General features: G+C 47.5%; 16 protein-coding genes and 4 pseudogenes. 5 read left to right on the plus strand and 15 right to left on the minus strand.

Annotated features, from left to right (window positions below; genetic code table 11):
- Positions 1 to 358 (plus strand): annotated as a pseudogene (locus ACQE3Z_RS18995) (IS3 family transposase); the annotation flags it as partial.
- A 234-nt stretch (positions 359 to 592) separates the two neighbouring features.
- Positions 593 to 871, plus strand: a pseudogene (locus ACQE3Z_RS19000) (DDE-type integrase/transposase/recombinase); the annotation flags it as partial.
- A 132-nt stretch (positions 872 to 1,003) separates the two neighbouring features.
- On the opposite strand, the gene ACQE3Z_RS19005 reads toward ACQE3Z_RS19000, so the two are convergent.
- From ACQE3Z_RS19005 to ACQE3Z_RS19045, 9 genes and pseudogenes are all read right to left on the minus strand, one after another.
- Positions 1,004 to 2,266 (minus strand): ATP-grasp domain-containing protein, encoded by a 1,263-nt coding sequence (locus ACQE3Z_RS19005; RefSeq protein ID WP_426974971.1) that lies wholly within the window; start codon positions 2,264 to 2,266, stop codon positions 1,004 to 1,006.
- 15 nt (positions 2,267 to 2,281) lie between these two features.
- A complete protein-coding gene (locus tag ACQE3Z_RS19010; protein WP_426974972.1) occupies positions 2,282 to 3,496 on the minus strand; it encodes an MFS transporter in 1,215 nt (404 codons plus the stop codon).
- Between the two features lie 12 nt (positions 3,497 to 3,508).
- Positions 3,509 to 4,792, minus strand: a complete 1,284-nt coding sequence (locus tag ACQE3Z_RS19015) for an ATP phosphoribosyltransferase regulatory subunit (protein WP_426974973.1) — start codon at positions 4,790 to 4,792, stop codon at positions 3,509 to 3,511.
- On the minus strand, positions 4,789 to 6,096 hold the full coding sequence (locus ACQE3Z_RS19020) for an ATP-grasp domain-containing protein (protein ID WP_426974974.1): 1,308 nt from the start codon (positions 6,094 to 6,096) through the stop codon (positions 4,789 to 4,791). The genes ACQE3Z_RS19015 and ACQE3Z_RS19020 overlap by 4 nt, the downstream gene beginning before the upstream one ends.
- A complete protein-coding gene (locus ACQE3Z_RS19025; RefSeq protein WP_426974975.1) occupies positions 6,083 to 11,278 on the minus strand; it encodes an amino acid adenylation domain-containing protein in 5,196 nt (1,731 codons plus the stop codon). Before ACQE3Z_RS19025 ends, ACQE3Z_RS19020 begins: the two co-directional genes overlap by 14 nt.
- A complete protein-coding gene (locus ACQE3Z_RS19030; RefSeq protein ID WP_426974976.1) occupies positions 11,263 to 13,407 on the minus strand; it encodes an AMP-binding protein in 2,145 nt (714 codons plus the stop codon). The genes ACQE3Z_RS19025 and ACQE3Z_RS19030 overlap by 16 nt, the downstream gene beginning before the upstream one ends.
- 21 nt (positions 13,408 to 13,428) lie before the next feature.
- A complete protein-coding gene (locus tag ACQE3Z_RS19035) occupies positions 13,429 to 14,112 on the minus strand; it encodes a cupin domain-containing protein (RefSeq protein WP_426974977.1) in 684 nt (227 codons plus the stop codon).
- 498 nt (positions 14,113 to 14,610) lie between these two features.
- A complete protein-coding gene (locus ACQE3Z_RS19040) occupies positions 14,611 to 14,856 on the minus strand; it encodes a DUF2543 family protein (RefSeq protein WP_426975065.1) in 246 nt (81 codons plus the stop codon).
- A 108-nt stretch (positions 14,857 to 14,964) separates the two neighbouring features.
- Positions 14,965 to 15,105, minus strand: a pseudogene (locus ACQE3Z_RS19045) (IS6 family transposase); the annotation flags it as partial.
- A gap of 469 nt (positions 15,106 to 15,574) precedes the next feature.
- Between ACQE3Z_RS19045 and ACQE3Z_RS19050 the strand changes: the two are divergent.
- Entirely contained in the window at positions 15,575 to 15,949 is a 375-nt protein-coding gene (locus tag ACQE3Z_RS19050; protein ID WP_333897750.1) for a hypothetical protein, read from the plus strand.
- 845 nt (positions 15,950 to 16,794) lie between these two features.
- On the opposite strand, the gene repA is transcribed toward ACQE3Z_RS19050, so the two are convergent.
- The 3 genes and pseudogenes from repA to ACQE3Z_RS19065 all read right to left on the minus strand — a co-directional run.
- Positions 16,795 to 17,727 carry a plasmid replication initiator RepA gene (repA, locus tag ACQE3Z_RS19055; RefSeq protein ID WP_426974978.1) on the minus strand — a complete coding sequence of 311 codons (933 nt, stop codon included), beginning with the start codon at positions 17,725 to 17,727 and terminating at the stop codon, positions 16,795 to 16,797.
- 284 nt (positions 17,728 to 18,011) lie between these two features.
- The gene (locus ACQE3Z_RS19060; protein WP_426974979.1) at positions 18,012 to 18,266 is read right to left on the minus strand and encodes a RepB family protein; all 255 of its coding nucleotides are present in this window, start codon (positions 18,264 to 18,266) and stop codon (positions 18,012 to 18,014) included.
- Between the two features lie 136 nt (positions 18,267 to 18,402).
- Positions 18,403 to 18,582: pseudogene (locus ACQE3Z_RS19065) on the minus strand (hypothetical protein); the annotation flags it as partial.
- A 71-nt stretch (positions 18,583 to 18,653) separates the two neighbouring features.
- Here ACQE3Z_RS19065 and ACQE3Z_RS19070 point away from each other — a divergent pair.
- Complete coding sequence (locus tag ACQE3Z_RS19070) at positions 18,654 to 19,472, plus strand: DUF4225 domain-containing protein (protein WP_426974980.1); 819 nt, start codon at positions 18,654 to 18,656, stop codon at positions 19,470 to 19,472.
- On the opposite strand, the gene ACQE3Z_RS19075 is transcribed toward ACQE3Z_RS19070, so the two are convergent.
- The 3 genes from ACQE3Z_RS19075 to ACQE3Z_RS19085 form a co-directional block, all read right to left on the minus strand.
- On the minus strand, positions 19,450 to 19,779 hold the full coding sequence (locus tag ACQE3Z_RS19075; protein ID WP_426974981.1) for a hypothetical protein: 330 nt from the start codon (positions 19,777 to 19,779) through the stop codon (positions 19,450 to 19,452). The genes ACQE3Z_RS19070 and ACQE3Z_RS19075 overlap by 23 nt on opposite strands.
- A 1,077-nt stretch (positions 19,780 to 20,856) precedes the next feature.
- Complete coding sequence (locus ACQE3Z_RS19080; RefSeq protein ID WP_426974982.1) at positions 20,857 to 22,173, minus strand: conjugal transfer protein TraG N-terminal domain-containing protein; 1,317 nt, start codon at positions 22,171 to 22,173, stop codon at positions 20,857 to 20,859.
- The gene (locus ACQE3Z_RS19085; protein ID WP_426975066.1) at positions 22,173 to 22,901 is read right to left on the minus strand and encodes a conjugal transfer protein TraH; all 729 of its coding nucleotides are present in this window, start codon (positions 22,899 to 22,901) and stop codon (positions 22,173 to 22,175) included. The genes ACQE3Z_RS19080 and ACQE3Z_RS19085 overlap by 1 nt, the downstream gene beginning before the upstream one ends.
- Between ACQE3Z_RS19085 and ACQE3Z_RS19090 the strand changes: the two genes are divergently transcribed.
- The gene (locus tag ACQE3Z_RS19090) at positions 22,798 to 23,535 is read left to right on the plus strand and encodes a hypothetical protein (protein WP_426975067.1); all 738 of its coding nucleotides are present in this window, start codon (positions 22,798 to 22,800) and stop codon (positions 23,533 to 23,535) included. The two genes, ACQE3Z_RS19085 and ACQE3Z_RS19090, sit on opposite strands and share 104 nt — an antisense overlap.
- Positions 23,536 to 23,545 lie beyond the last annotated feature (10 nt).

Genomic DNA, 23,545 nt, shown 5'->3' on the forward strand with positions numbered 1-23,545 from the left:
CGCACTGCTGATGGCTGTATGGCGGCGTAATCCCCAAAAACAGGTGCTGGTTCATTCTGATCAAGGGAGTCAGTACACAAGCCATGAGTAGCAGTCGTTCCTGAAATCACACGGACTGGAGGGGAGTATGAGCCGTCGTGGTAACTGTCACGATAATGCGGTTGCAGAAAGCTTTTTCCAGTTACTGAAACGCGAGCGGATAAAGAAAAAGATCTACGGAACGCGGGAAGAAGCCCGCAGCGATATTTTTGATTACATCGAAATGTTTTATAACAGTAAGCGTCGACATGGGTCGAGTGATCAGATGCCACCGACGGAATATGAAAATCAGTATTATCAACGGTTCAGAAGTGTCTAGATTATCCGTGGCGATTCACATAGCAGAACAAATCGAAATTATTAGGAATATTCTTGCCTTCAGCATTATGATTTGAAAGCTAAGCAACGCTTACCATTTGGCACGCCGCCAATCATACCGTTTGCCCGCAGTATGGGCACAAAGGAGAGTGCATGTCCCCTACGCTGCAGAAGGAACATCCCGCGGACAGCGATTTGTTCAGAGGAGAAAGCCATAAAAAAGTGGCCCGGAAGGTACGGTTGTGCACTGACACTGCTGAAACAGGAAGATAAATGCCCGCCAGCGGCTGTGCACCGGCAGATTAAATACCGGAATAACGTCATCGCTTGTGACCAAGTCAAGCTGAAACGGATAATCAATGCCACTCTGGGGTTTTAATCAATAAAGACGGCGTATGCCACCATTAAGAGAATTGAAGTCATGCGGGCACAGCATAAAGGGCAGGCGAAAAACTTTTACTTCGGCCATCCCTTGGTCGAGATGCGCCTGGTAAGCAGAGTATTTGAAAGGTAGGCTATTTATCCGGACATGATGACTTGACTGTCCTCATATTTGCAACAGTGCATTTTTTCTACCCAATGAAAAGTATACCCCTACTCCTTGAATATCCAAATTTCGGGGTTCACTTCGGACGGCCGGGATTTATTATCCCGCCCCTACGGCTTCATCGAGCAAAGTAAAAGGCTGATAGCCGCTTTGTAAGTAGGCATAATTGTTGGCTAACTTCTGAACATCTTCACACCATAGAACTACTCCTAATACCCTGTCGGACGAGCTGGCCGGGGCACTCAGTTCCGTTCCGGTAGTGTGACGCCAAAACAACTCATGCTCAACGGTCAAATCAGGCACGGAGCAATGCTCAATTACACCGGGACGAGGAGGGAAAAACAGCCATGCTGCATACTGCTTAAACTGACTGCTCAACCGAGGAGGAATCTCACCCAGCTGTGCCATAAAGTGCATTTCTTCAATATTAATCCCGCAGGCCTTTTCCAACATTTTTGGGATAAATGCACCGGCAGACCGGGCCGCTATTTCAAGAAAGATCAGCTGACCATTGGGGCGTTTAAATATTTCATGATGAAATGCGCCATCCGGTAACGGCGTCAGAGAATTCAGAACATTGCGATTAAACTCTTCGAGTGCGGCATAATCAGCCATATCCTCAGACATTAGCGTGCTGCCCATTGATAATCCCAACAGGGCTTCCGCATTGGGTCGGTTATAGCGTGAGACGAACGTTAATAGCACTTCTCCTTGGCTTACAAGGGTGTCCACATGGAAAAGCTCCCCCTCGATAAACTCATCAATTTCATAGTTGTCACATTCAGCATGCTCGCTGCACCACTGCATTAGTTCACTGCGGGAATGAATTTTTCGTGCATCTTCGCTCCCCGCAGAATCAATCTGTTTGGTAAACAGCGGGTAGGCGAGTTTGTCTTCAACAAAATTTAGCCAATTTTCTGCGCAACGTTTATAGGCGCTAGGATCAAACGCCAGATGGCCGGGGACTGAAATGCCAGCCAAAGAAACCCTGTCTTTCATGACAAGCTTGTTTATAAAGGGTAAGATATCAGCGGGTTTTGTACCCTTGGTACCGTTTATCTCACGCAGCCGTGCTGCAACATCAAGGCTGTCTTCATCCTTAGCGATAAAAATCACATCAGAGCAAGTAATCTTCTGCTTGCTGGCTATGCACTCAACTGCCTGCTGACAACCCGAAGGCGTAAAATCAGCAACCCCACTCACTGAAGAAAAGACTGGCAGATAATCTTTGGGTATTGCCGCGATATTCTCATTTGGTACCAGCAGATGAAAAGCATATTTTTCACCGAGCGACGCCGAAAGCCTTAGCCAGTTTGCGTGAAAACCCGGAGCTGCCTGCACTACAATAACATTCACTTTCATCTTCACATCCTGTCTTTATGAGAGTTGACGAACGGGAGAACACCAAATGGCCAGCGCCACCCCAACCTGCACTAGCGCGCAGATTAGAAAAATTGTCGCGGTACCCGTCAGGTTGACAATATATCCCGATAAAACAAGACTAACTGGCATCCCAATCTTAGAAATCATGCCGGTAATGCCTGTGATCCTCCCCATCACATTTTTTTCGAACGCTTCTTGGCGGTAAGTCCACACGCAGATACTAGTCATAATACCAATCATGCTGGTCCAGAATAGCGACAAAGCCAGGGAAAGCGTTGTGGGGAATATAGCTACCCCAATAAAACCCATCGCCTCGAGAGCAATGGTGTAAGTAAATAACCGTCCTAAGCCAATTTTGAGCCTGAGCTTATCTGAGAGCACGGATCCAACTACTCCACCCAAGCCGGTAAGTGCAAATAAATAACCAACGTAAGCATCTGAAAGCGCCAGCGTATCTTTGGCGAAGAATATAATCTGTAAGGTAAAAACCGAGCCAGTGGCGTTAAGAAACATAATCACGAGCGAAATCAGCCACATTGGCCGATTTTCACGCAAAATCTTCCAGCCTGACGCCAGTGACGTCAGAATCGGTGGATGGTTAGCATCAATCACCTCGTGATAATCTAGCCGCAGTAAAACTAAACCGGAAAACATAATTAGGGCAATAACAACCAGAAAAGAGTTCTGTATCGAGGAGACCATGAATATTCCCCCGGCCATAACTGGCCCTACTGCATCGAAAAAGCTGTATAACCCCCCCATTCTGGCAGTCGCTATACTGAGCTGATGTGACGGAATAACCTGTTTAATCATGCTCATGCGAGCGTTATTGTAAGCGTTATCTAACGCCATCATTAGAAAAGCGCAAGGAATTAACAGCCACAGAGGATTGCGCAGATAGCTCACAGAGATCCAGGTTATAGCCAGAATCAACACTTGGCCCAGTAACATAACCAACGACCAGCTTTTCTTATTAAAACGATCGACGACCACCCCTATGATTGCCGCCAGAAAGATATGCGGGATAAATTCTACAGCCCTCACCCAACCCATAACTTCCGTAGAGCGCGTCAATTCATACACCAGCAGCGGTAATGCAAGTGCATAAATCTTCACGCCCATGTTGACAAAAAATGCCGTACCATAAAGGTTAATAAACGAGCGATTAGACCAGATATTTTTGTTTTCAAAACCGATGTCATTCTGCATAAAGCCACCATGCTATTGAGACAAAGTATTAATTCTGAAAAAGTCCAGTAAGTTAGCCAAATCAACCGTCTGTAGATTATCTTCACGGCGACTGAATACTTTCGCAGTCCCTCGCTCCAAGTCATGACGACCGATAAATATCAGCCAAGGAATGGAAAGTCTCTCTCTTTCTTGGTAATGGAACCTAGCTTTGGAGAAAGGCACATCGTAGACTCTGATGTTATTATCACGTAGCATTTTCAGAAATGCATCCACTTCCCCGTGACTTATCAGCTCACCGTCCAGGCACAGCATTACATCCGCAGCGGATATGTCCTGCTCATCAGCAGTCACTTTTTTCAGCCGGTGGGGAACGATAACGGATGAATAAAGCGATGTTTTTTCCTGCATAAAATCGCTGGCATATTGGTGATAAACTCCTCCATCGCCGAAGCGAACTGTTCTGCTGGCATCCAAAATTTCATACATCAATCCATCGTGAAATTCGAACGCATGAAAGTTGAACAAATCGGCGTAAACAGAAAACTCCGCTGCTGTCTGAAAATAATCCGTTAAGATAAAGACTTCATCCAGAAGATGAACCTGATCAGGAAATAATTCACTGATTTTACAGCGCACAGGTTGATAATCAACAGAGGATAGAAGATTGCCGGATAGCAGAGTCAACAACCACAACGATTGTTCATCAGTCAGCTGCCCAGCAAGATAATCTAACGCTTCTTTGCCTGACAACCGGGCAAGATTTTTGAAGATCTCCGCGCTTTCACTTTTTTTATCCGGCGCTGCATTGATGAACGCCTTCCAGAAGCGGATATTATTAACACCTGTACAGGCTTTGGCCTTACCGACAAGCAGCTCACGAGAAATAGAAAGCATCCTTTTGCAGGCATGGACATCAGCCTGATGGAAGCGGGCTGATTTTTGATGAACCTCGGTCACCCCGAGAAAGTGAAAGTGTCTTAATGGCTGACGGGAATAGCGGAAAATATCACAAAAGAAGCTATATCTGCTGTGCGCTTTTTTATCTGTAGTATACATACGCAGCATCGACGGTGTGGAGTCCGCATTCAGTGCCAGAGAACGGTGTTTTAGATCGTTAAACTGGTAAATTCTCTGGCTGGAAGCATTATTCTCCCATGTGAATGTCTCCTCAAAGCCTACTGGTGAAGGTGCAACAGGCAGAAAACCATAGCGGTTACTGATAGCATGCCACTCCTGCTGAAGCTTCAGGAAAAAACTCCATTCATCTTTACCCCGGTCGCACATCCCTCTGGGCAAATTAAACCGATTGCTCATACCACAGCCTTCATTGATATTATTTCAATGGACTCTTCAATTTGATTTGAAAAAACATCCAGATCATTCTCATCTTCTGAAACCGTAATAAAATAACCCAGCCGACTTTTTGAGTCTCTCACCTCCGGGTTCATTTCCATTCCGCGAGGTTTGTCGATTACCACTTCAATCAACGAATTCTTCTCACTGCAAAAAAAGGGAACTGCCAGTGCAGAACGCCACTGATTATCCCGCAGGAATAGCACCTGCTGTTCAGAATTTTTAAGTTTGACATCGCTAAGGATACCGGATTCAGGGCTGATAAACACCTGCCTGGCATAGCGATGATAAGTAATGTCTGACGCAAAACTTTCATTCAACGCGATAGAAACAGCCATGTCTTCAAACGAATTCCCTGTCGCCAGCTGAAAAAGATATAAAATCATATCCCCTGGCCCTCTAGCGGCAATCTCCATCAGCCATATACGATTATGCTGATCAATTTTAAATTCAGCATGGGTAATTCCTGACAAAAAAGAAAGGCGCTCAATAATCCACTGATTAGTTTCCCGCAGTGAAAATTGCATTTGCTCAGACAGTGTCCTCGCGGGGACGGTATGACTCATTTCAACAAAATTATCGCTATTCTGACAGTTAGTTGTTTTTTCGGTAATGTTTGTCACTATCACTTTCCCATCAACGATGGCAGATTCAACCGAGTATTCCGGCCCATCAATAAGCGATTCTAGTAGTAAGCACTCGTCGTCATGATATTGGTCGAGAACCGCACTCAAATCATTATTACTGCGTATAAGATGAACACCTGAACTGCCACTGCGCCCTGTGGGTTTTATGACAAAAGGATACGAAATAGGCACCTGTTTTTGCAGCTTCGGCTTACTACTGGATGTGAATGACGGGCTAACTTCAGGGAGAAAATGTCGTTGTAATAGCTTATCGCGGCAAATCAGTGCCGCTTTTATACCAGAACCGGGTAAAGAATGGCGTTCACAAATGTAAGCAACCGGGGTAACAAAATCCTCAATTATTGAGATAGCTGCGCTGATGGCGTATTTCTCACTCCACTGCTGCACTATATGCAAAATCGAAGAGAGATCATTCGGACTGGCTGCATAAAACTCTGCAATATCCGAGTAAAAAGAGTTGGTTATGCAACCATAACTATTCATCAGCCGAGTGGTGTTTTGATTATCATCATCCAGACTGAGTATTTTGAAACCGCGATTTTTTAGCGACGATATCCATTGAGGGTATTTAAATGAAAAAACGCCACCTGCCAGAATGACAGCTTTATCCTTTGACATTTCTTTTCTCCTGTAACGATTGTATTGCAAGAAAGGCGTCTATTTCCTCTGCCAGCAAGCCGATATACATATCGCTCATCAGGCTGTAATGGTCGCAATCAATACTGAGTTCTTTACAAATGTTTGATAAAAATGCATCCCAGCCCCAGAATTTGCGAAAATATTCGCTAATCGGAAAATAATGCGGCTGGTCTTTCTTTGTCGCTGTAACATAGAAAACCGGAAAGCTGGCAGGTTGTGCATAGTGCAGTGAGAGTATTCTTTGGTTAAATTTAAAAATCTGAAAACGGTTAAGTAACAGCGGCGTCCATTCCAGCTGCGCTTCACTGATGCTATCAAGCCTGAGATCGCGGATAAACCACGCCTTAAACTCATTTTCGGTCAGTGATTGCAGATAGCCCGGCAGCGGCGAGTCAAGCATAGTGAGGGAAACACTCAACCCCTGACTGTGTAAATAGCGTGCCATGTGTTGGCCAATCACGCCGCCCATCGACCAACCGACCACATTGATATGTTGAAAGCTATGCTCATTTAGCAGTGTTGCCGCTAAATCTTCTGCAATATCCGCCAGACTGTGACCACTGGTACTGTAGTCCCGGTCATAATCGGCCTCAGTTAAAATGATGGTGTCGTCGGTATGCAGTCGGCTGATCAGCTCACTATAACAAAGCCCTGACCCGCCGATAGGGTATATAAAGATACATGCTGAATCGGGGCGACCTTCTTTGACAACCATTACATTATTCTGCGGCAGCTGGTTTACATCGATAAAACGGCTCAACTGGCTAATGCTGGCCAGCTGATAAAAGGTTCCCAGCTCTATTTTTATACCAATACGTTGCCTGATTTCACTGAGCACTCTCAAGGCATTAAAAGAATTGCCGCCAACCTCGAAAAAATGTAAATCCGTAGCAGGATCCTCAATTTTCAATACCTCCTGCCAAATCTCTACCAGCATCCGGACAGTGGGACCAGAGACATCTGTCACGACAGGCTCGCTGCTTCGCCACGGATGAGCCGTGGTGAGTGACTTTCTGTCAACTTTACCATTGACCGTTAAAGCCACTTGCTCCATCAGATACCAAGCAGATGGCTGCATATATTCAGGTAACTTCTCAGCTAATTGCTGGCGAACATCAGCCAGGTCAGCCGTGGGTTCAACTTTGACCCATGCGGCGATAGTTTTATCGGCGAAATCTCTGCCGATGATACTAACAACCGCCTGGATGATACCCCGGCAGGACTCCAGCGCCGACTCAATATCACCCAGTTCAATGCGATAACCCCGTATTTTTACCTGATTATCTTCTCGGCCAAGAAATTCAATCAGCCCATCCCGACAGTAGCGTCCTTTATCGCCCGTTTTATACAGCCTTTCTCCGCTGAAAGGGTGGCGAATAAAAGCAAGCTGGGTTTTTTCGTCATTATTAAAGTACCCTTTAGCCAGTCCTTCCCCTCCAATAAAGATATCGCCCTGTATGAAGGGCAGACAGTCATGGAGTTTATCATCCAAGACATATAATTGCTGATTGGCCAGCGCTTTGCCGTAAGGAACGCTTTGCCAGTACTTCTGCCGCGTATTAATAGGGTAATATACCGACCAGATAGCCGCTTCTGTGGCGCCGCCTAAACTGACCAGTTGCAGGGGATGTTGGCTATCTAAAACGTGCTGAACCAGACTCAGCGGAATCCAGTCACCGCTTAGCATCACTAGCCGCAGATCAGTTGGAATGGTTAAGTTTTCCCGCCGGATATACTCCAGCAGCATTTGGAATAATGCCGGAGAAGAGTTCCAGATGGTCACCTGATTATTCAGCACATCCTGATACCATACCGCAGGATCATTGCCTGAGCTCCCGTCAGAGAGGCATAGCGTAGCGCCTGCGAAAAAAGTGCCAAAAATATCATAGACCGACAGGTCAAAGCTCAACGCAGAGACACCATAAACCACGTCCCTGCTGGTGAGATTAAATTTCCGGTTAATATCAAGACAGGTATTAACTGCTGCCCGGTGGGAAACCTCAACGCCTTTAGGGATTCCTGTCGATCCTGAGGTAAAGATAATATAGGCTGACAACTCACTGTCTTCCGGCGCGGGTAGCAATACAGGGGGTTCGCTGGCGCGCAAAGACTGCGTTAATTCATCAATCACTACCATTTTCAATCCGGGGAAATTGTCCCACATGGTGGAATAGGTATCACGACTAACTAATATCACTTCACACTGTGCCGTGTCGATAATCGTCCGAATACGCGTAACCGGCTGACCCGCTGCCAGCGGTAAATAAGGCTGATGATTCAGTTGAACAGCCAGAACAGCCACAATCTGCTGCCAGCTTTTTTCCATATACACAGCGACAGGTTTTGCTGAACTGCAACCAATTGCAGTCAGAGTCTCTTTTATCCGCAATGCATAGCTCAGCATTTGTTGATAGGTAGTTTTATCAGCTCCGCAGCGCAGGGCAATGTTGTCAGGAGTTGCCTGTGCATGATTTACCAAGCCTTGTGTCAACAATTCATCAGCTGTTTCACAGGCTGTGTCACGCATCGTCGACAGCGCCGTGAGAAACGCGTTTGAAGGAGGAGGCGTCAGAATGCTGTGCCAGTTTGTTGCACCGGCCATTAGTGCAATCAGTGAATTGCTGTAGGCGTTAAACATCTCATCCATTAAACCCGGATAGAACTTATCGCGGCGATAGTCCCAATGCACAATGAGATTATTTTCATGATCTTCGAATACCTGATTATCCAGCCAGACTTGCGGAGTTTCTAAATAAGAGTAGCGGGTAGTCTTGCCATACCAATGAAAAGGCCGACCGGAGGGTTCCAGCTCGTTAACCTGAGTATCCAACCCGCTGGCAAATACAAAGGGGATAGCGGGTTGATTGCCAGTGCCAGGGATCATGGCAAGCTGCAACGCCTCTACGCCGCTAAGCGCGGCATATTCCATTTTCTCCCAGAGATCGTCCTGAAGTCGCCGACTGAAATTATCGAACTGCATAGCCTTAGTGCAGTCGATGTCAATTAGCACAGTGGTACTAAAATTCCCCACCGTTTCGCTAAAACGCTTATCTTCCAGCGGACGTTCAGAGAGCATAAAACAGAGGGAAAATCGGTCTATTTTGGACCACAGCGACAGGGTGTAGCTATAAACAGCAGCTAGCGCCACCGCAGGACTGACACCTATCGCCCTCGCTGATTGCTTAAATTTTTCGTAGTCTTTCGCTGCTATCGTCAGCTTTTTTCTCACAAAGGCCGTGTTTTGCCACGATCCTCCTTGGATCAGAGGAAGTGAAGGCGGCGGTGGTAATTCCCGTCCTTGCCACCATGATTTGCTAAAATGCCAGCTTGGTTCTGTTTTTTTCTGATTAAAGTAGTCCAGATAATCCTGCCAAGCGTTATCTGCTCTGCTCAATTCGTGCGGATTGGCATAGTAAAATGACAGGTCACGAAAGATGATATTTAGACTGATAGCATCAACGGCGATCAGATCGATATATACAGACACTTTGTAGCGACGAGCCGTAACTTTAGTGATCAGAACCCGGAGCCGCACTGGCTCTTCCCGCGACAGGCGCAGGGATTTAAACTTTTCCCGGTCATTGCGTAACCGCTGACGAATGTTTTTCGCCCCTTCAAGGTTAGTAAATTTCACCACCTTATTGATAGCAAAATCCTGACATACACAAGGCACTGAATCCCGGTAGCAGGTACGTAACGCAGCATGCTTACCGATCACCTTAGACCAGGCTTGATAGTAATTATCAACATTAAGTTCAGAAAAATTCTGTTCGGCAAAAATATGAGCTACCGTATTACCATCCGGGAAAATGTCACTCTCGCCAAGAATATAGGCCTGCTGAATGTCAGTCAGTTTTTTATATTCAGTCGCTGGCAGTCTGTTATCACACTCCGAGCTCGGTTCTGCGAGGATAGTTTCAATAAGTAACGAGAGGATATCCTCCAAGCTACCGGTGAAAATATCTTTCATGGCAACTCTGATTTTAAAGTGGCTTTCAATTTTCTTTTTCACCGACAAAATCGTCAGTGAATCGATGCCATTTTCCTGAAGTGTATTTTGGGTAAGTACGACCTCTGGCAATCGCAATGCACTCCCGACAATAATATCGGTTAACACTTGCTGGACTTGCGACGTTTTGCTGTCGGGCTTGTCACTAAGCCAACGAATTTTTTTGCCCCCCGGATTTTCTTCTACGCTAAAGATCGCATGGAGATCGGCGCTGAAACGTTGATTACGGATCAGGGTTGGGATCAAACGTAAGTCTGATCTTCCGCTGACGGCTTCGACATACTTTAACAGCGTCGGATGCGGGCTAACCTCAATATAGTCGGTATAATCATCTGCAATCGTCTCAGCTAACGCAGCCGAAAAGCGAACCGGAAACATTTCGCTCTCAGCCCAATATTCTGGCGTAAGGTGATTGCAATCGATGGCATAACCATAGAGGGTCGAATAGAAGGTTCTGTTGCCTTTGCCTGGTACAATGCTTCTGAGATCGTCGATCAGCGCATCTTTGATTTCGGCAACATATGGAGAGTGTGAAGCATGATTGACCGCGAGGATCTTATGAAAAACATTTTTGCTTTCGAGCTCCTGCGCCAGTGCATCGAGGCTCTGTTTTTTACCCGAAACGACGTGAGACTGCTGGCTGTTATATACTGAAATATATAATTTTTCATAAGGAGCTATCAAATCTGCGACCTGTTCCAGCGGCAAGTTGATCGCCATCATGCCGCCATCACTTTGTGAGGCAATCGTCTTTATCTTCTCTACCCGGGCATACACAATTCTTAATGCATCGCTCAGACTAAGATAACCGCCAAAGCAGGCGGCTGTAATTTCTCCCAAGCTGTGCCCAATCACGGCATCAGCCTGTACTCCCAGGCTCTGCCACATACGGGCAAGCGAGTATTGTATGCAAAACAAAACCGGCTGAACTCGGGTTATATCGTCAAATACCTCGGTGGATTCTCTGGCGCTTGCGAGTAATTCAAGCACCGATAACCCTCCAATATGCTGGTATATTTCATCGCACTCGGCCATCTGTTTTCTGAATGTGTCATTATTTTCTAATAAATCGTCACACATACCCGGCCATTGATTCCCCTGACCGGGGAAAATAAAACAGATTCGTTTTTCTTGCATTATTTCACGGCCCATAACACACCACCTAAATCATGTTCACCAGAACGGAGTTGCGAATAACCCCACTCCCGGAACCCGGCGGTAATTAACATTTGCAACCACTCTTCACGCTGTAAAAAACCGGATACATTCCACCAACCATCAAAAAGGCCAAATAATACATTCAATGCCCAGGGCGTTCCGGCGCTGTTTGTTGTATTATTACCTTCCCCCAGTACTAATGTGCCGCCAGGCTTCAGCATTTGATAAAAATTACAGAGCGTGGCCTGTTTATCCGATGCGCAATGAATAGCATTGACGGAAAAAATCGTATCAAGATCGCGCCAACTGCCTGGCTGATTAAAATCATAGAATTCACAATGACCGCGGACGGAAATCTTGCGCAGAATCTGGGTGTTATAATCGGTCCTTATATACTCGGAATTTATCTCATCCGCGATCAACCTAGTGGTGTTTCCCACCCCAGCGCCTGCTTCCAAAACCTTTCCTTCCAGCAACCGATTAGCGATCAAGAAATCAGCGGTCATTCGGGCATAAGCATCCATCGGCCACTCGCACATCAGGCGGGTCCATAAGCCCTTTTCCTTACGGACAATATCTTCTCCTGCTACCTCACCCTGCACCAGCGAAGTAATATTATCCACCAACATTCCCTGCAGCCGCATTGCCGGTGTCGCCTCTACCAGAGTGTTGTTAGTATTTCTGCCGTCAATGGCGGCGCTGTGAGCAACCAGGAGCTGAGCTTCCCGCAGTATATAGCCAGCCGGACTCTCTGCTGTGACATGCTGGCTACCAATTTGGTTGATGATGTCATCCGCATATTTGGCAGCGAGTGACAGCAGGGAAGCATACTTGATGTCACTCTCGGTAATACTAAACAGCTTCGCCCCCATCTCCCGTCTTCTCGGTTTACCTGTTGAAGTGACTTTTAACGGAGCACAGGCGACAGCTGAAGGCATATAAGGTTTAAGCTTACGTAGCTGAGAGAGATCGCTTAAACCTCCATGTTCAATGCACAAACCAATATCTTCCCCCAACTTTTCATTCGCAATTTGCACGGCGGCAAAGGGTTTTTTCAGGCCGACGTTTTCCCAGTGCTTCTCAATATCCACCGGGTAGAGGGTTTCCCCGCCACGGTTAATAATTTCTTTAACCCGCCCTTTCAGTACTAGTAATCCATCCCGCATCTCACCAATATCACCGGTTTTCAGCCAGCCATCAGCGGTCAGCGTTTCGCGGGTTTTTTCCTCATTTTTCAGGTAACCATTCATGATGGTTTCACCACCAATCACTACCTCTCCGCTATCAAGGATTTGGTATTCCTGGCCAGGAAGAACCTGACCGACTGGGGGGTAGTTATCGATATATTGCCTGACAAAATCTTTATCACTGAGTTTAGGCATTAAAAAGCTAAAATTAACCGCTTCAGATAACCCATAGCCTTGTCTGATGCGTGGTCCATACTTCTGGTAAAAGCGTTTGGCCAGGCTCTGACTCAAAGGTGCGGCTGCGGTGATCAGATACTCTAAGCTATCCGGCCATTCAGGGCTGCACTCAACCAGTTCTTCCAGCAGTGCGGGAACAATGGTTGCGGTACGGATTTGGTGCTTCCTGATGTTTGCGAAATAGTCATAGGCATCAAAACGATGCTGTATTAACAACCTTGTGCCGGCAATATGGCTACCAATCAGAGACATCATTAGCGCATTGCAGTGGAAAAGCGGCAGGCAGGTGGCATGTCCATCTTTAAAGTTATGGATTACAGAAAGTACCCGGGCATTTTGTTCGATTGCTGGTTTTTGCAGAACAATGCCTTTCGGATCTCCCGTTGAACCTGAGGTGTACATAATAAATGCCGCGTTACTATCTAGCGGATTGCTATAGGCATTGTTTAATCTTTTCAATCCCTGCTTATTATATAAGAAACTGGCTTCGCTATGATCACTATAAAAGCCAATCTGCTTTACAGTTGCGCTAGGACTCACAGGGACAGATACAATTCCCGAGGTATAAGCATGGAGCAATACTCTGGCCAGCATTATTCCGTTTGGTAGTGAAACCAATAGTCTCTCACCAGATGGTATTTGCTTAATAACCGAGAGTTCAATATTCTCAATGTTTTTTTCAGAAGTGATTAAATCCATGCTTATTCCCTTAAGAAATTATTATGCGCCCTGATTCATCATATAGGTTCCGTTAAACATCGGGTGCGATGTTTCCTGAGCACCAGTAGAGGAATAGACATGCAGGGGAATGACCACTAAAGGTTCGCCATATGGCGTTTCAAAATGATGTGGACACATGGGTTCCAGGATGCACACCATTCCGGGAAGCAAATCTTGCTCTACGCTTTTACCTTCCATCCCGACAATGCTTTTTCCTTTACCACTCAGGACATAAACCACGCGCACTGTAGAATGGATATGATGGGCTTGTTCTGCACTATTGGCGGGAATTTTAAGCAGTTGCAATGTCGGGTCACCGACTCGTGGAGGAAAGAAAATTTGCTTGGTTGAGCAGCCATTAACATAAGGAAGCAGCGTTGTACCTTCCAGTGAGGCAGTCACTTCACTTGGCATATACCCACGAATAATTGTTGCACAATGTTTAGAGTTGACCTGACAGGGGCCACGTTTCACGGAGGCGCTTTTCTTGCAGTCACTGATAAAATAGACGCAATCCCCGCGCTCTACATTAATTTCATATTCACCTACATAACTTTCAAAATAGTAGGCCTGGCAAGCAGGGGCTTCGTATTTATATCTGTCACCAGCTTGGTAATAGCGTACTCCATAAAGCTCCTGAATTTCCTTTATTTCCGAAGACTCTTTATATTCATTCAACTGCATATTTTACTCCTTATTATGACATCACAAAGATTCAGTCTTAATTATTCAACTGCAATCCTTTAAAAGACGAAATAACCCCTTCCTTATGGTGAAGGAATGTATTATAAAACAAGAATCATTAGTTAAATTAAACTAACACACGTAATTAATTCTTTCAATAGATTAGATTAATTTACAGACAACTAACTTTTCCAAAGTGGTTGCGCGGTGTATTAAACTAAATAAAAAAATATTCATGGTATAAACCTCCATTTAACTACTCAAGAGCAGCAAAAAAAACCTTTAGAAAAACTGCGTAATGTATATGGTTAATCTAATTGTCATATCATCATCAAGATTTCGTGTGCTTTTCGTTATGAGTTGACGCGCAGTAATATTTAGTATTTTTTACCTGTGTGATGGCTTGTGACCTTCGTTCCTACGGGTTTTAAGAGCAGGAAAAAAAAGCCTGAACATGGTTTAGACTTCTCATCCCACATTACAAATGTGAGCAGCTGGCTACTCATTGCCCTGCTGTTTGAGAAACATTGCTATTTCATCAATCAGTTGCGAGTCGATAGCAGCTCCGGCGGCCATCTCCAGCTGAACATCGTTACTAATCTCTTGATTATTCATCAGGCGGGTGACCAGTAGCTGAACATAGTTCGCCAGCGGAGCGCGTTCCGCCTCGACAGGCGTGTTAGCCGCTTCCAACGTATACTTGTCGGCGATGTTATAAAATTTAAGTGGGATTCCCTGATTTATGTTTTTTCCAGAAGTGTCTTGCTGTTTGTTGATGGACATCCCATCCCAGTTCATAGGGCACTGTTGCAAATACGAGAACAGTCAAGCCATCTTGTCCGGATAAATAGCCTACATTTTAAAAACTCTGCTTACCAGGCGCATCTCGACCAAGGGATGGCCGAAGTGGGAGTTTTCCGCCTGCTCTTTACGCAGTGCCCGCATGACTTCAATCCACTTAGTGGTAAAACTTCGGTAAGAGAGGGTTTCCCCGAATCACAATTGTAGCTAGCGGAATTTATTTCCTTTATTTTATGATTAAAAATGAACAGTAAATAAAGATTTTATGACATTGATGTATACCCAAATGTCATAGGGTAACTCCCCCATGAAATCCCCTAGTGTCATTATCTATATGTCATAGGGATAATTGTCATAACCTAAATGCCATGGGGCAGTTCGTCCTTAGGGCATTCTTGTGAGGTATTGATGCCGAGGACGTGTTGCATGGCTGCGTAACGTTTTGCAGGCTCGATCAGTCGATTGAAAAAGAACAAGTAACGCGCTTAATGCTGGGTAATTTCCGTTTTCCAAACGGCCCCCTATTGAGATACAGTTTTTATGAAAGTAACCGCTTTCACGTACATGGCCAATACATCATTCTATGGCTTTTAACCTCGGCTACAGCTCAACAGGCCTATGAAAATGTATTAGGATGGGCTGCTAATGGGATACTTATATCATGGTTAGAACAGTTCATATTTATTCGACAGGTAGTTGTAACCAGCAAAAACGCGAAGGCTTTGCACGAGTACTGATAGAGCGGGAAAACAAGAAAACGCCGATGACATTTCACTATCAGGACACGACCTCAAAACGCAGCTTAATGCAGGGATTGATAGATGGTGTCCTGCAGCTTGATGAACCTTGTCATGTAGTGTTGGTTACATCATCACCGCTTGCCCTTGAAAAGGCCGCCGCAGGTGAAGGTCCAAATCGGGACCTTATTTACGAGCTGTATCGTGTTCTGGCAGCGAAAGGCTGCACGTATGAGTTCAATTTTCGCGAAGGGCAGGGAGTCGAATTAAATAAATACATTCAGGCCGACTCGAGTTAACGTCATGCAGTTGACAGGCCGACTCGAGTTAACGTCATGCAGTTGACAGGCTGGCGAGCAGTGCGCAGTCAGCCTCTGTATGCCGCATAGCGGCATAAAGGTGCCATCCGGTGCGAAATGTCACCCTGCAGCTGAACGGCGCCGGTAGCGCGGCGCAGCCGCCCCCAAGCGTACATATCGCACAAACCCAACCACGCCCTGCCAGACGCCGTTAAAGCAGCGGCCTGTCAGCGATTCAGAAGTCTGATGGTCGGAGACAAAAGAACCTTTCAGCGACACTACTAACAGCAACACCGATATATTAGTTACAACACCCATTTACCAGCCACTGCAGTACCGGCCCTTTGGGCCGGCGCGGCGGGGGCTGTTCAGTGGGGGCAACCGGGCTTCAGGTACGGCGCAGGTCTGGTCCGGGTGGAGTTTGCTGTTTCATGTTTTGCTCGATCCGGGGGTTAAATGAAGTATTTTTGAATGTTGTAACTAATTGTTTTTGCCCGCCGGTAAACGGCTGGAGCTACTTTAAAATCTGAGCGGCACGGACGCTTGCGGCCGCTGCAAGCGAAGGGATTAAACTTATCCACGTAAAATACCTGCATGAACACCTACTTATTATTTTGATTATTTCTTTCTGACGTAAGTCAGGACTGTCTTGCGCGTAGCCGTGATTGTGTATGCCGGTAAACTCAGGATATTGATTGCGGGTAACTGTGGTTAAAACAAACGGGGCCACATTTTTGACCTCGTTTGCGGTTTTGCGAGAGCAAATACCGATGCAGATACGGGCATTCCGGGCGCGGCACAAACGACTTTACCGCCAGTTAAGGCGGTAAAAATAGCTGGGGGTGTCAGTGAACGATATCAGGTATTTCGGAGAGCGCGGGCTCATAGTCGAGGCCCAGCTCCAGCTGTCGCAGACACTTCCAGACCAGGCGGTCAAAGTCTTCAGGCGGAAGATTTCGCCATACGTGGGCCGGACGCGTGCGCAACAGCTTGGCCATCGCGTTACGCCTGTCATCAAGCGGCAACTTGCTCAGGCGCTTGCGGCGCTTCTGCTTTGACGCCTTTTCACGGCGGCTTATCAGCGTGGCCATGCGCATGTTTTCATACCAGCGCCGACGTGCGGCGCGAACGGAAGCGTTCGTGCCCGGCTCAATGATGCCGTCGGCTTCAGCAGCGAGCCGCTCATTGCGCTCCGCCAGAAATTTGTCCATGTCGATACCGCACAGCAGCCAGAACTGGTCAGTCAGCACGATATGGCGCGGCATGCAGTAACCCGTCACCGGGTCCATTTCCAGGTCCGGTCTTTCAATCAGGCCGTAGCGCTCCCATTCTTCAAACAGGCGGGAAAGCCGGCTGGGTTCAACGCGCGTTTCCGGAATAACGTTGCCCTGCTCATCTTTCGGGCTCAGCTCGTCAGCCAGTCTGCTGCCGTTGAAGGTAACCACAGACGTGGCCAGATCTGCGCGCTGAATGCACAGCGGCCACATGGCGTCATACAGCGCCTGTTTTTCCGGACGGAAGTCACGTTTACGTCCTGCGACGTCGCGCAGCTGGACAAAATAGGGATGGCGGGACATGCGCTGGCGCAGCGTCATTTTACCCGTGCGCTTGTCTTTCACTACAAGCCGGCTCATGGCATGCCCCATCTGTCCGGGTAGTCGCCGGTAGCCCTCTGGCGCAAACCACTCCGGATTAGCGCATTTGCAGGCTGTGGAATGATCGCCACGGTGGCGATTGTCAGGCCGGCTAGCCTGTTGAGACGAAGTGAGCTTAACCACCCCGCCCTGCGCTTAAATTGCACAGCAGGAGTACGCACAGAACGAATTGTCTTTTTCCGGGCATATATATATACTCCCCGCATAGGGCAATCGTTCTATGCGGTTCTCTAGGGCCCCGGTAATCTTACTCGCGTCGCCAAACTCGAAAGATTATCGGGGTTTTTTCTTTTCTGATTTGGTCATGCCGCCTCAGATCCCTGCCACCTTCTGGCGTGGCCAGCCATCGATTCTTAACTGTCCTTAATCTATCACTCAGAAACGCTCAGGGCAATAAAGTAACCTGGTTACAGCAAGCCTTTGTTACGGGCTTGCGCCTCAATCAGAGTTTCCAGCACTTCGGCCTGTGTTGTTCCCTCTAACTCACAAAGCCTTACCAGCGCCTCTTTCAAGTCACTGCGAATAAAGAGGCTTAGTGCTTTGTGGGTTTCGCGTTTTCTTGCCTTATAGGCACGAACGCGTTCCTTATCAGGAGTTGGCTGCTCTCTGTTACGGGTGCGTTTCTTCTCGGGAGCTGATGTTACTGAATCACGGGGGCTCATGCTCATACCCTGCTGCTAAATAAGACTTTCCGCAGCATAGCATAAGCCAAATCAGTAATAAGCTTAAATTGTGATGCCTCACAGCCGCTGGCGAACGCGCTGCTCGGGCCCGAGGGTCAATGATGTAAAAACGACACTAAGGGCTTAATTCATTATTTGTGTTGAAATTTAATGTTCTTAACCCTCCATTCAGAATATCTTCCGGTAATGAAAACGTATAATGCCCCAGCATATTGATATGAACGTGCTTCAGTAGCGGTAATCGGGCAACATGCTCATTATCTGGCGTTTCGCCTGTCGAGCGAAGATGTGAAAGCTCTGGAACGACGGTTTACAGCTGAAAATAAACGGGTATCATCGGCAATATAATATACAGGGAGAACAAAAATGGATGCGGCATTGCTTAATATGATGAGCTCTGGCGGAAGAAATAAAGCCTGGGCCGAGACAATGGTTAATCTGGAAGCCAGGAAACTAATCAACACGGCCAATACTTTATCCTCTTATCATCTCAGAGATGGTCTGACCCGTATAAATTTCGTTCAGGAAATAAAACAGGTCGTTGAACAGCAATTTGCTGCCGCCAGGCAAGCGAAAACAGATGAAGAGTGTATGGTCTGCGTCCAAAAACTGAGGGCAGAAACCGTAAACCTTCAGGAACAGGACAGAATGCTGCGCACGAAGGCTGCAAAAATTTACGCCAGGGTAGAATTCGTCCGTGAAAATAACAAAATTGTTGGGTATGTAATTTCCGCTGTGAATGTAGTACTTTCAGGGGCTGAGATAGCTTTGGGAACGACTCTCCTTGCCAGTGCTAACCCATTGGGTATGCTGGCTGGGGCGGTACTTGTCACAGATGGCTTTAATGGATTGAGCAAAGAGTTTAGCCATCAAGTGCTACATGATGCGACATCTGAAGGGTTTGCTGCTGATGCAGCCATGTCTACTGCCGAATTCATGGGATTTAGCCCCAATAGCGGGTTAGGAGCGTATAAGTCAGTCTCACTTATTGCGAATGCCTACAGCATTTTTGGGTTAATAAAAAAGCCCGAAGCATGGCGATTATTTCGCTATATCCCAATAGATTATTACCGGAAGGTAAGTACACTAAGCCGTCCAAAGCTAACCATGAAAATAGTTGGGTATGGCGTAAAAGCCAAAGTTATTTTCGACCTAATGACAATTACCGATCGCTCTCAATCCTAGAAGCATAATTCTTATACCGCCAGGCTTTAAATGCTAGTCTGGCGGGCGTTAAATACCACACTAAAGGCAATCCTACAATTAGCGCAAAAGCCAGAGAGAGGGTGTTATTTTTTGTTGATAAAATCGATGTGAACAGCAGGATGGCGAAAGCAACAATAGTAATCCACTTAGCTATAGTAAATCGTTTTGCTAAGTCATGGACAATCTCCTCAAGCGTTCCCCCAAAGTTTTCCATATTGTTTTTAACTTTCTGGAGATCAGAATAGCTGAAGCCAGACCTCAACAAAGCTTCTTCACTCACTTTCATAACGTTCCCACCTTTCATCCTTAAATTTTTACAAAGCCACATAGCGAGTATACACGAAATAAACTGACAATACCGCCTGTCACTATTAGTGAATAGTGATGTATGATTTTTCTTGAAAATCAATTAAATAAATCACTACCGTGGTTCTTAATGATTGCCTCCCTTACCGGCGTTACGGACGGGTAAGACGTTATGTCAACTTGCATCCACTGCCCATATCCCGGCATGAATACCTGTGCTGCAGACTGTACTCAGTAAGCTCGGGCATATCCCCGACAGGGCAGGTATTCGCATTGGTTTCTCCAAGGGTCATGAGCGTGCGGGATTTTCAATCCAGAACGCGAGGGACCGGCCAACCGCAGGGCGGCAGGCCGTTTGTTCAGTCGGCTTTATCATATCTCCCGGATCCAGCCCTGAAAAAAATCAAAGATAAACTAATCGGAGCAGCAACTTCACTGGGTTCAAGACAGTCAATGCAACTGGCCATTACAGGTTATCTTGGTTCAATAGTCGTTGGCGGAATGATGGCCAGCACAATAACGAAGTTGTCACTGAGATTATGGACAGGCTCCCTTGTGGGCGGCATCGTTTTACAGGGGGTGCTTTCACATGCTTCTGCAGCTTCCCGGCGTTTAAGTCATAAAAGTCCCGAATTATGGTAAAGGCTTTATGCCCTTGATTTTGCTATGCTTTACTTCCTCTTTGAAGAACCTTTAGCTAATTACATCGAGCTTGGTGAGACTCTTCGCAAAAACCCTTCGAAAACGGAGCAATTTCTGGGTGCAATCGACAATCTTTAGACTAATCAGAAAAGTCGTTTCTGAGTTATCCGGGGCGGTTGTTATCAGCGCCGTAGTTATAGGAATTTTTATCGCAATATTTGCGAATGAAGGGATTATGCGCGTTATCGCCCCCGCTCTCGTCTTTATCGCTGGCCTGGGGATTTACTGGTTAACCTGGATGATTTCATCAAAAGAAGATCGAAAATAGGCAACTTAAAGAACCACATTACAGTGGTAACGTGTCATAGCAGGGAAACGGACACGGTGCCCGCAATCAGCAGTAATGTCATAAGGTCTACTCCAGCGTTTTTTGGGGTTTATGGCCAAACTCCGGCTCGGGTTCGCTGCGCTCATGGCGCATGACGTTTACTTCGTCGTTCATCATCGTGGCACGGTCTTCCCGCTCCGGCGACAGGTCATGGTCGCGGTAATCGAAAGCCTCCTCTTCACGCAGCTCCTCCAGTGCCGCTGCAAGCGCAACCTCGCGTTCGCTGTCCCTGTCATCCGGTGCGCTCCGAGCCTCATCGGGCGTGACGGGTTCCGGCTCTTTCTCCTCCTGCTGCTGTGCCGCTTTAACGGCTTTCTCCAGCACCTCGGCCTCGCGACGGTCCAGCTCCTCACCGCCCGCCTCTGCAGCTGCCGGCGCACTCCTGTCATCGTGACGCTCACTGTGTTCAGCCGCGAGCACCACCGGGCTGTCCACCATTGATGCGGTGTCGTTCATACCCTTCACGTAGCTGTTCAGCCCGCGACGCAGGCCCGCGACGGCGATGTTCTGCATCATAATGCTCTGTGCCGACTTGCTGCTGCCGAGAAAGTATTCATAAGAGCCCGCCAGCTGCTCGGCATAGACCGTCTGTGGCGCCCGGTTTCCCGGTAGCATGCGGACCGCGTGGGCCATGAATGTGCTGCCTGTGTTATTGCTCTCTGCCGTCAGCAAGTTTTTCAGGCGCGGTGCCGCGTCCCGGCAGAACATAAATGTGGTACCGGTGGCGTCACGCCAGTAGACGCCGCGCAGCGGGCTGGGGTTACTGAAAATCTGTGCCTGCACGTCCTCTGATTCCATCACGTCCTGCATGCTGTACTTGTGGTTCAACATGATGTCCGGTACCACGCAGTTTTTGGTGTACTCGCCCATGTTGTAGGCCAGCACCGGGTTGCGGCTGTCGATGGTGAAGCTGTCCTGTAGCAGCTTGCTGGCAAACAGCATCCCGGTTTTGGTGTAGGCCCGCTCGTCCGGGAAGTGAAAGATATCTTCATACGAGGTCGTTAACGTGTACCCGACCCCGGTAATAATACTCAGCGGCATTGCCAGTCCCGCCGGCACGTTATCCACCCGCCCGATGTTTTCGGGCGCGGTCAGATCATTCACAACCACTGTCACCTTCGGCGTCAGCAGCAACGCAGTCACCATCACAAATGTCATTCCCCACCCGAACATGGCGGTCATGTTGTGCGTGCGCAGATAGGTCATTACGCAAAAAGCGATGCCCAGCATCTCCGCCACCCAGATTGTGCTGTGCCAGCCCTCATTTTCCATCATGGTCGCCACGGCGTTAAGGCCCATCGTGATCATGCCACCGGAACTCACCACCCAGATATCAAGTGCCATTAGTTACTCCCGAATTGATAGTTCGACAGCACGCTGTCAGAGACGGATGAAGAAAGCTGCTGGCGCGTCTCGGACAGGCTGCGGTCGTACTCAGCCAGTCCGTTCTGCTGCACCTGAATACGCGCGACGCGCTGGCTCAGCTCGTTGCGCACCTGACGCAGGTTCTCCCGGAAGTGTTTGTTCTCTTCTTCGGTATCGAGCGTGCCGGCAGCGCCGCTCGCGGCCACGTCAATCAGGCCGTTTATGTAGGACATCACCATGTCGGCGGCGATGTACTCTGCCAGGCTGCTGACCACGCTCTGATCCATGCCCACTGACGCCGAGTCGATGGTGTAACGCAGGATACGCACGCGGGTGCTGCTGATGAGCGCCTTCTCGCTTTCGGTCAGCGCCGTATCGCTGCGGGCCTTATCAAAAATGTCGTTAAGCATGTCACGCACCCGGCCGGTCATGCCCTCGTCTTCGCTCAGGGGCAGATTCGCAATGGTTGGCGACAGACAGGTGGTGTTGTCGTTACAGCGGTAGATTTTCTCGGTACCACCGTTCAGCAGCGTGTTGAACATTGACTCGCTGCCGCCTCGCGGCTGCAGGAATGTTGGGTTACCGTTCGCGTCATAAATTACCGTGCCAACCATCGACATAATGAATTCCTTGAATGCGCGATCGTTGCTGAAGAACTGGTTCAGTTTTGTGAACGTTTCCCATGTCAGGTTGCGGTTGCGCGGGATGCGCTTCTTCTCTTCCTCAGTCGCCTTGCTGAACACGCTGCTGCTCGTCTTTATTAAAAAACGCGTCCCCGCCAGGCAACTGCAGGCAGCAGCAGAGCGAACACTTGCACAAATGAGTGTTTATTCAGACAGCGCAGACCCGGATGCCTGGATAATGATAAATGCGAATTTTCTCTCACCCCTTCCCCGTTCCTGCGTAAACCTCTGGCAGGCACGTAAATTAAAAAACTGGCTGGAAAAGGCGATATTTACTGAACCGGGTGAATACGAGAGACCGGAAAAAAAACCTGCGCCGGTCGGGGTAAAAAAAGCCGCTGAGGCTGTTAATGAAAATGCGTCTGCAGTGCAGAATAAAAGAAAAAAAGGACTCGACGCAGAGAAAATTATGGAGCGCGTTATGCTTGGCTGGCGCGTCAGCGAAATATGCAAAGAGCAGAACTGTTCTGAATCGTATGTTTATAAACTGATAAAAAAACGCAAGGGCAACTCCGCAATGGATTACCGCTGGAAGCAGTGGGAGCTGATAGCAGGTATGTATCATGCAGAGCCAAAGATGACAGTAGAAGAAATAGAGAAAGCCTGCGGAGTATCCCGTGCGGTAATCTATCATGCCGTAAAAAATAGCCGATCGTGACGGAAAAGAA

Source organism: Pantoea sp. FN0307 (genome assembly GCF_050113815.1).
Taxonomy (GTDB): Bacteria; Pseudomonadota; Gammaproteobacteria; order Enterobacterales; family Enterobacteriaceae; genus Mixta; species Mixta alhagi.

Coding starts and splice junctions, on each gene's coding strand:
- ACQE3Z_RS19005 (WP_426974971.1), bottom strand. CDS start 2,266: ATGAAAGTGAATGTTATTGTAGTGCAGGCAGCTCCGGGTTTTCACGCA.
- ACQE3Z_RS19010 (WP_426974972.1), bottom strand. CDS start 3,496: ATGCAGAATGACATCGGTTTTGAAAACAAAAATATCTGGTCTAATCGC.
- ACQE3Z_RS19015 (WP_426974973.1), bottom strand. CDS start 4,792: ATGAGCAATCGGTTTAATTTGCCCAGAGGGATGTGCGACCGGGGTAAA.
- ACQE3Z_RS19020 (WP_426974974.1), bottom strand. CDS start 6,096: ATGTCAAAGGATAAAGCTGTCATTCTGGCAGGTGGCGTTTTTTCATTT.
- ACQE3Z_RS19025 (WP_426974975.1), bottom strand. CDS start 11,278: ATGGGCCGTGAAATAATGCAAGAAAAACGAATCTGTTTTATTTTCCCC.
- ACQE3Z_RS19030 (WP_426974976.1), bottom strand. CDS start 13,407: ATGGATTTAATCACTTCTGAAAAAAACATTGAGAATATTGAACTCTCG.
- ACQE3Z_RS19035 (WP_426974977.1), bottom strand. CDS start 14,112: ATGCAGTTGAATGAATATAAAGAGTCTTCGGAAATAAAGGAAATTCAG.
- ACQE3Z_RS19050 (WP_333897750.1), top strand. CDS start 15,575: ATGGTTAGAACAGTTCATATTTATTCGACAGGTAGTTGTAACCAGCAA.
- ACQE3Z_RS19060 (WP_426974979.1), bottom strand. CDS start 18,266: ATGAGCCCCCGTGATTCAGTAACATCAGCTCCCGAGAAGAAACGCACC.
- ACQE3Z_RS19070 (WP_426974980.1), top strand. CDS start 18,654: ATGGATGCGGCATTGCTTAATATGATGAGCTCTGGCGGAAGAAATAAA.
- ACQE3Z_RS19075 (WP_426974981.1), bottom strand. CDS start 19,779: ATGAAAGTGAGTGAAGAAGCTTTGTTGAGGTCTGGCTTCAGCTATTCT.
- ACQE3Z_RS19080 (WP_426974982.1), bottom strand. CDS start 22,173: ATGGCACTTGATATCTGGGTGGTGAGTTCCGGTGGCATGATCACGATG.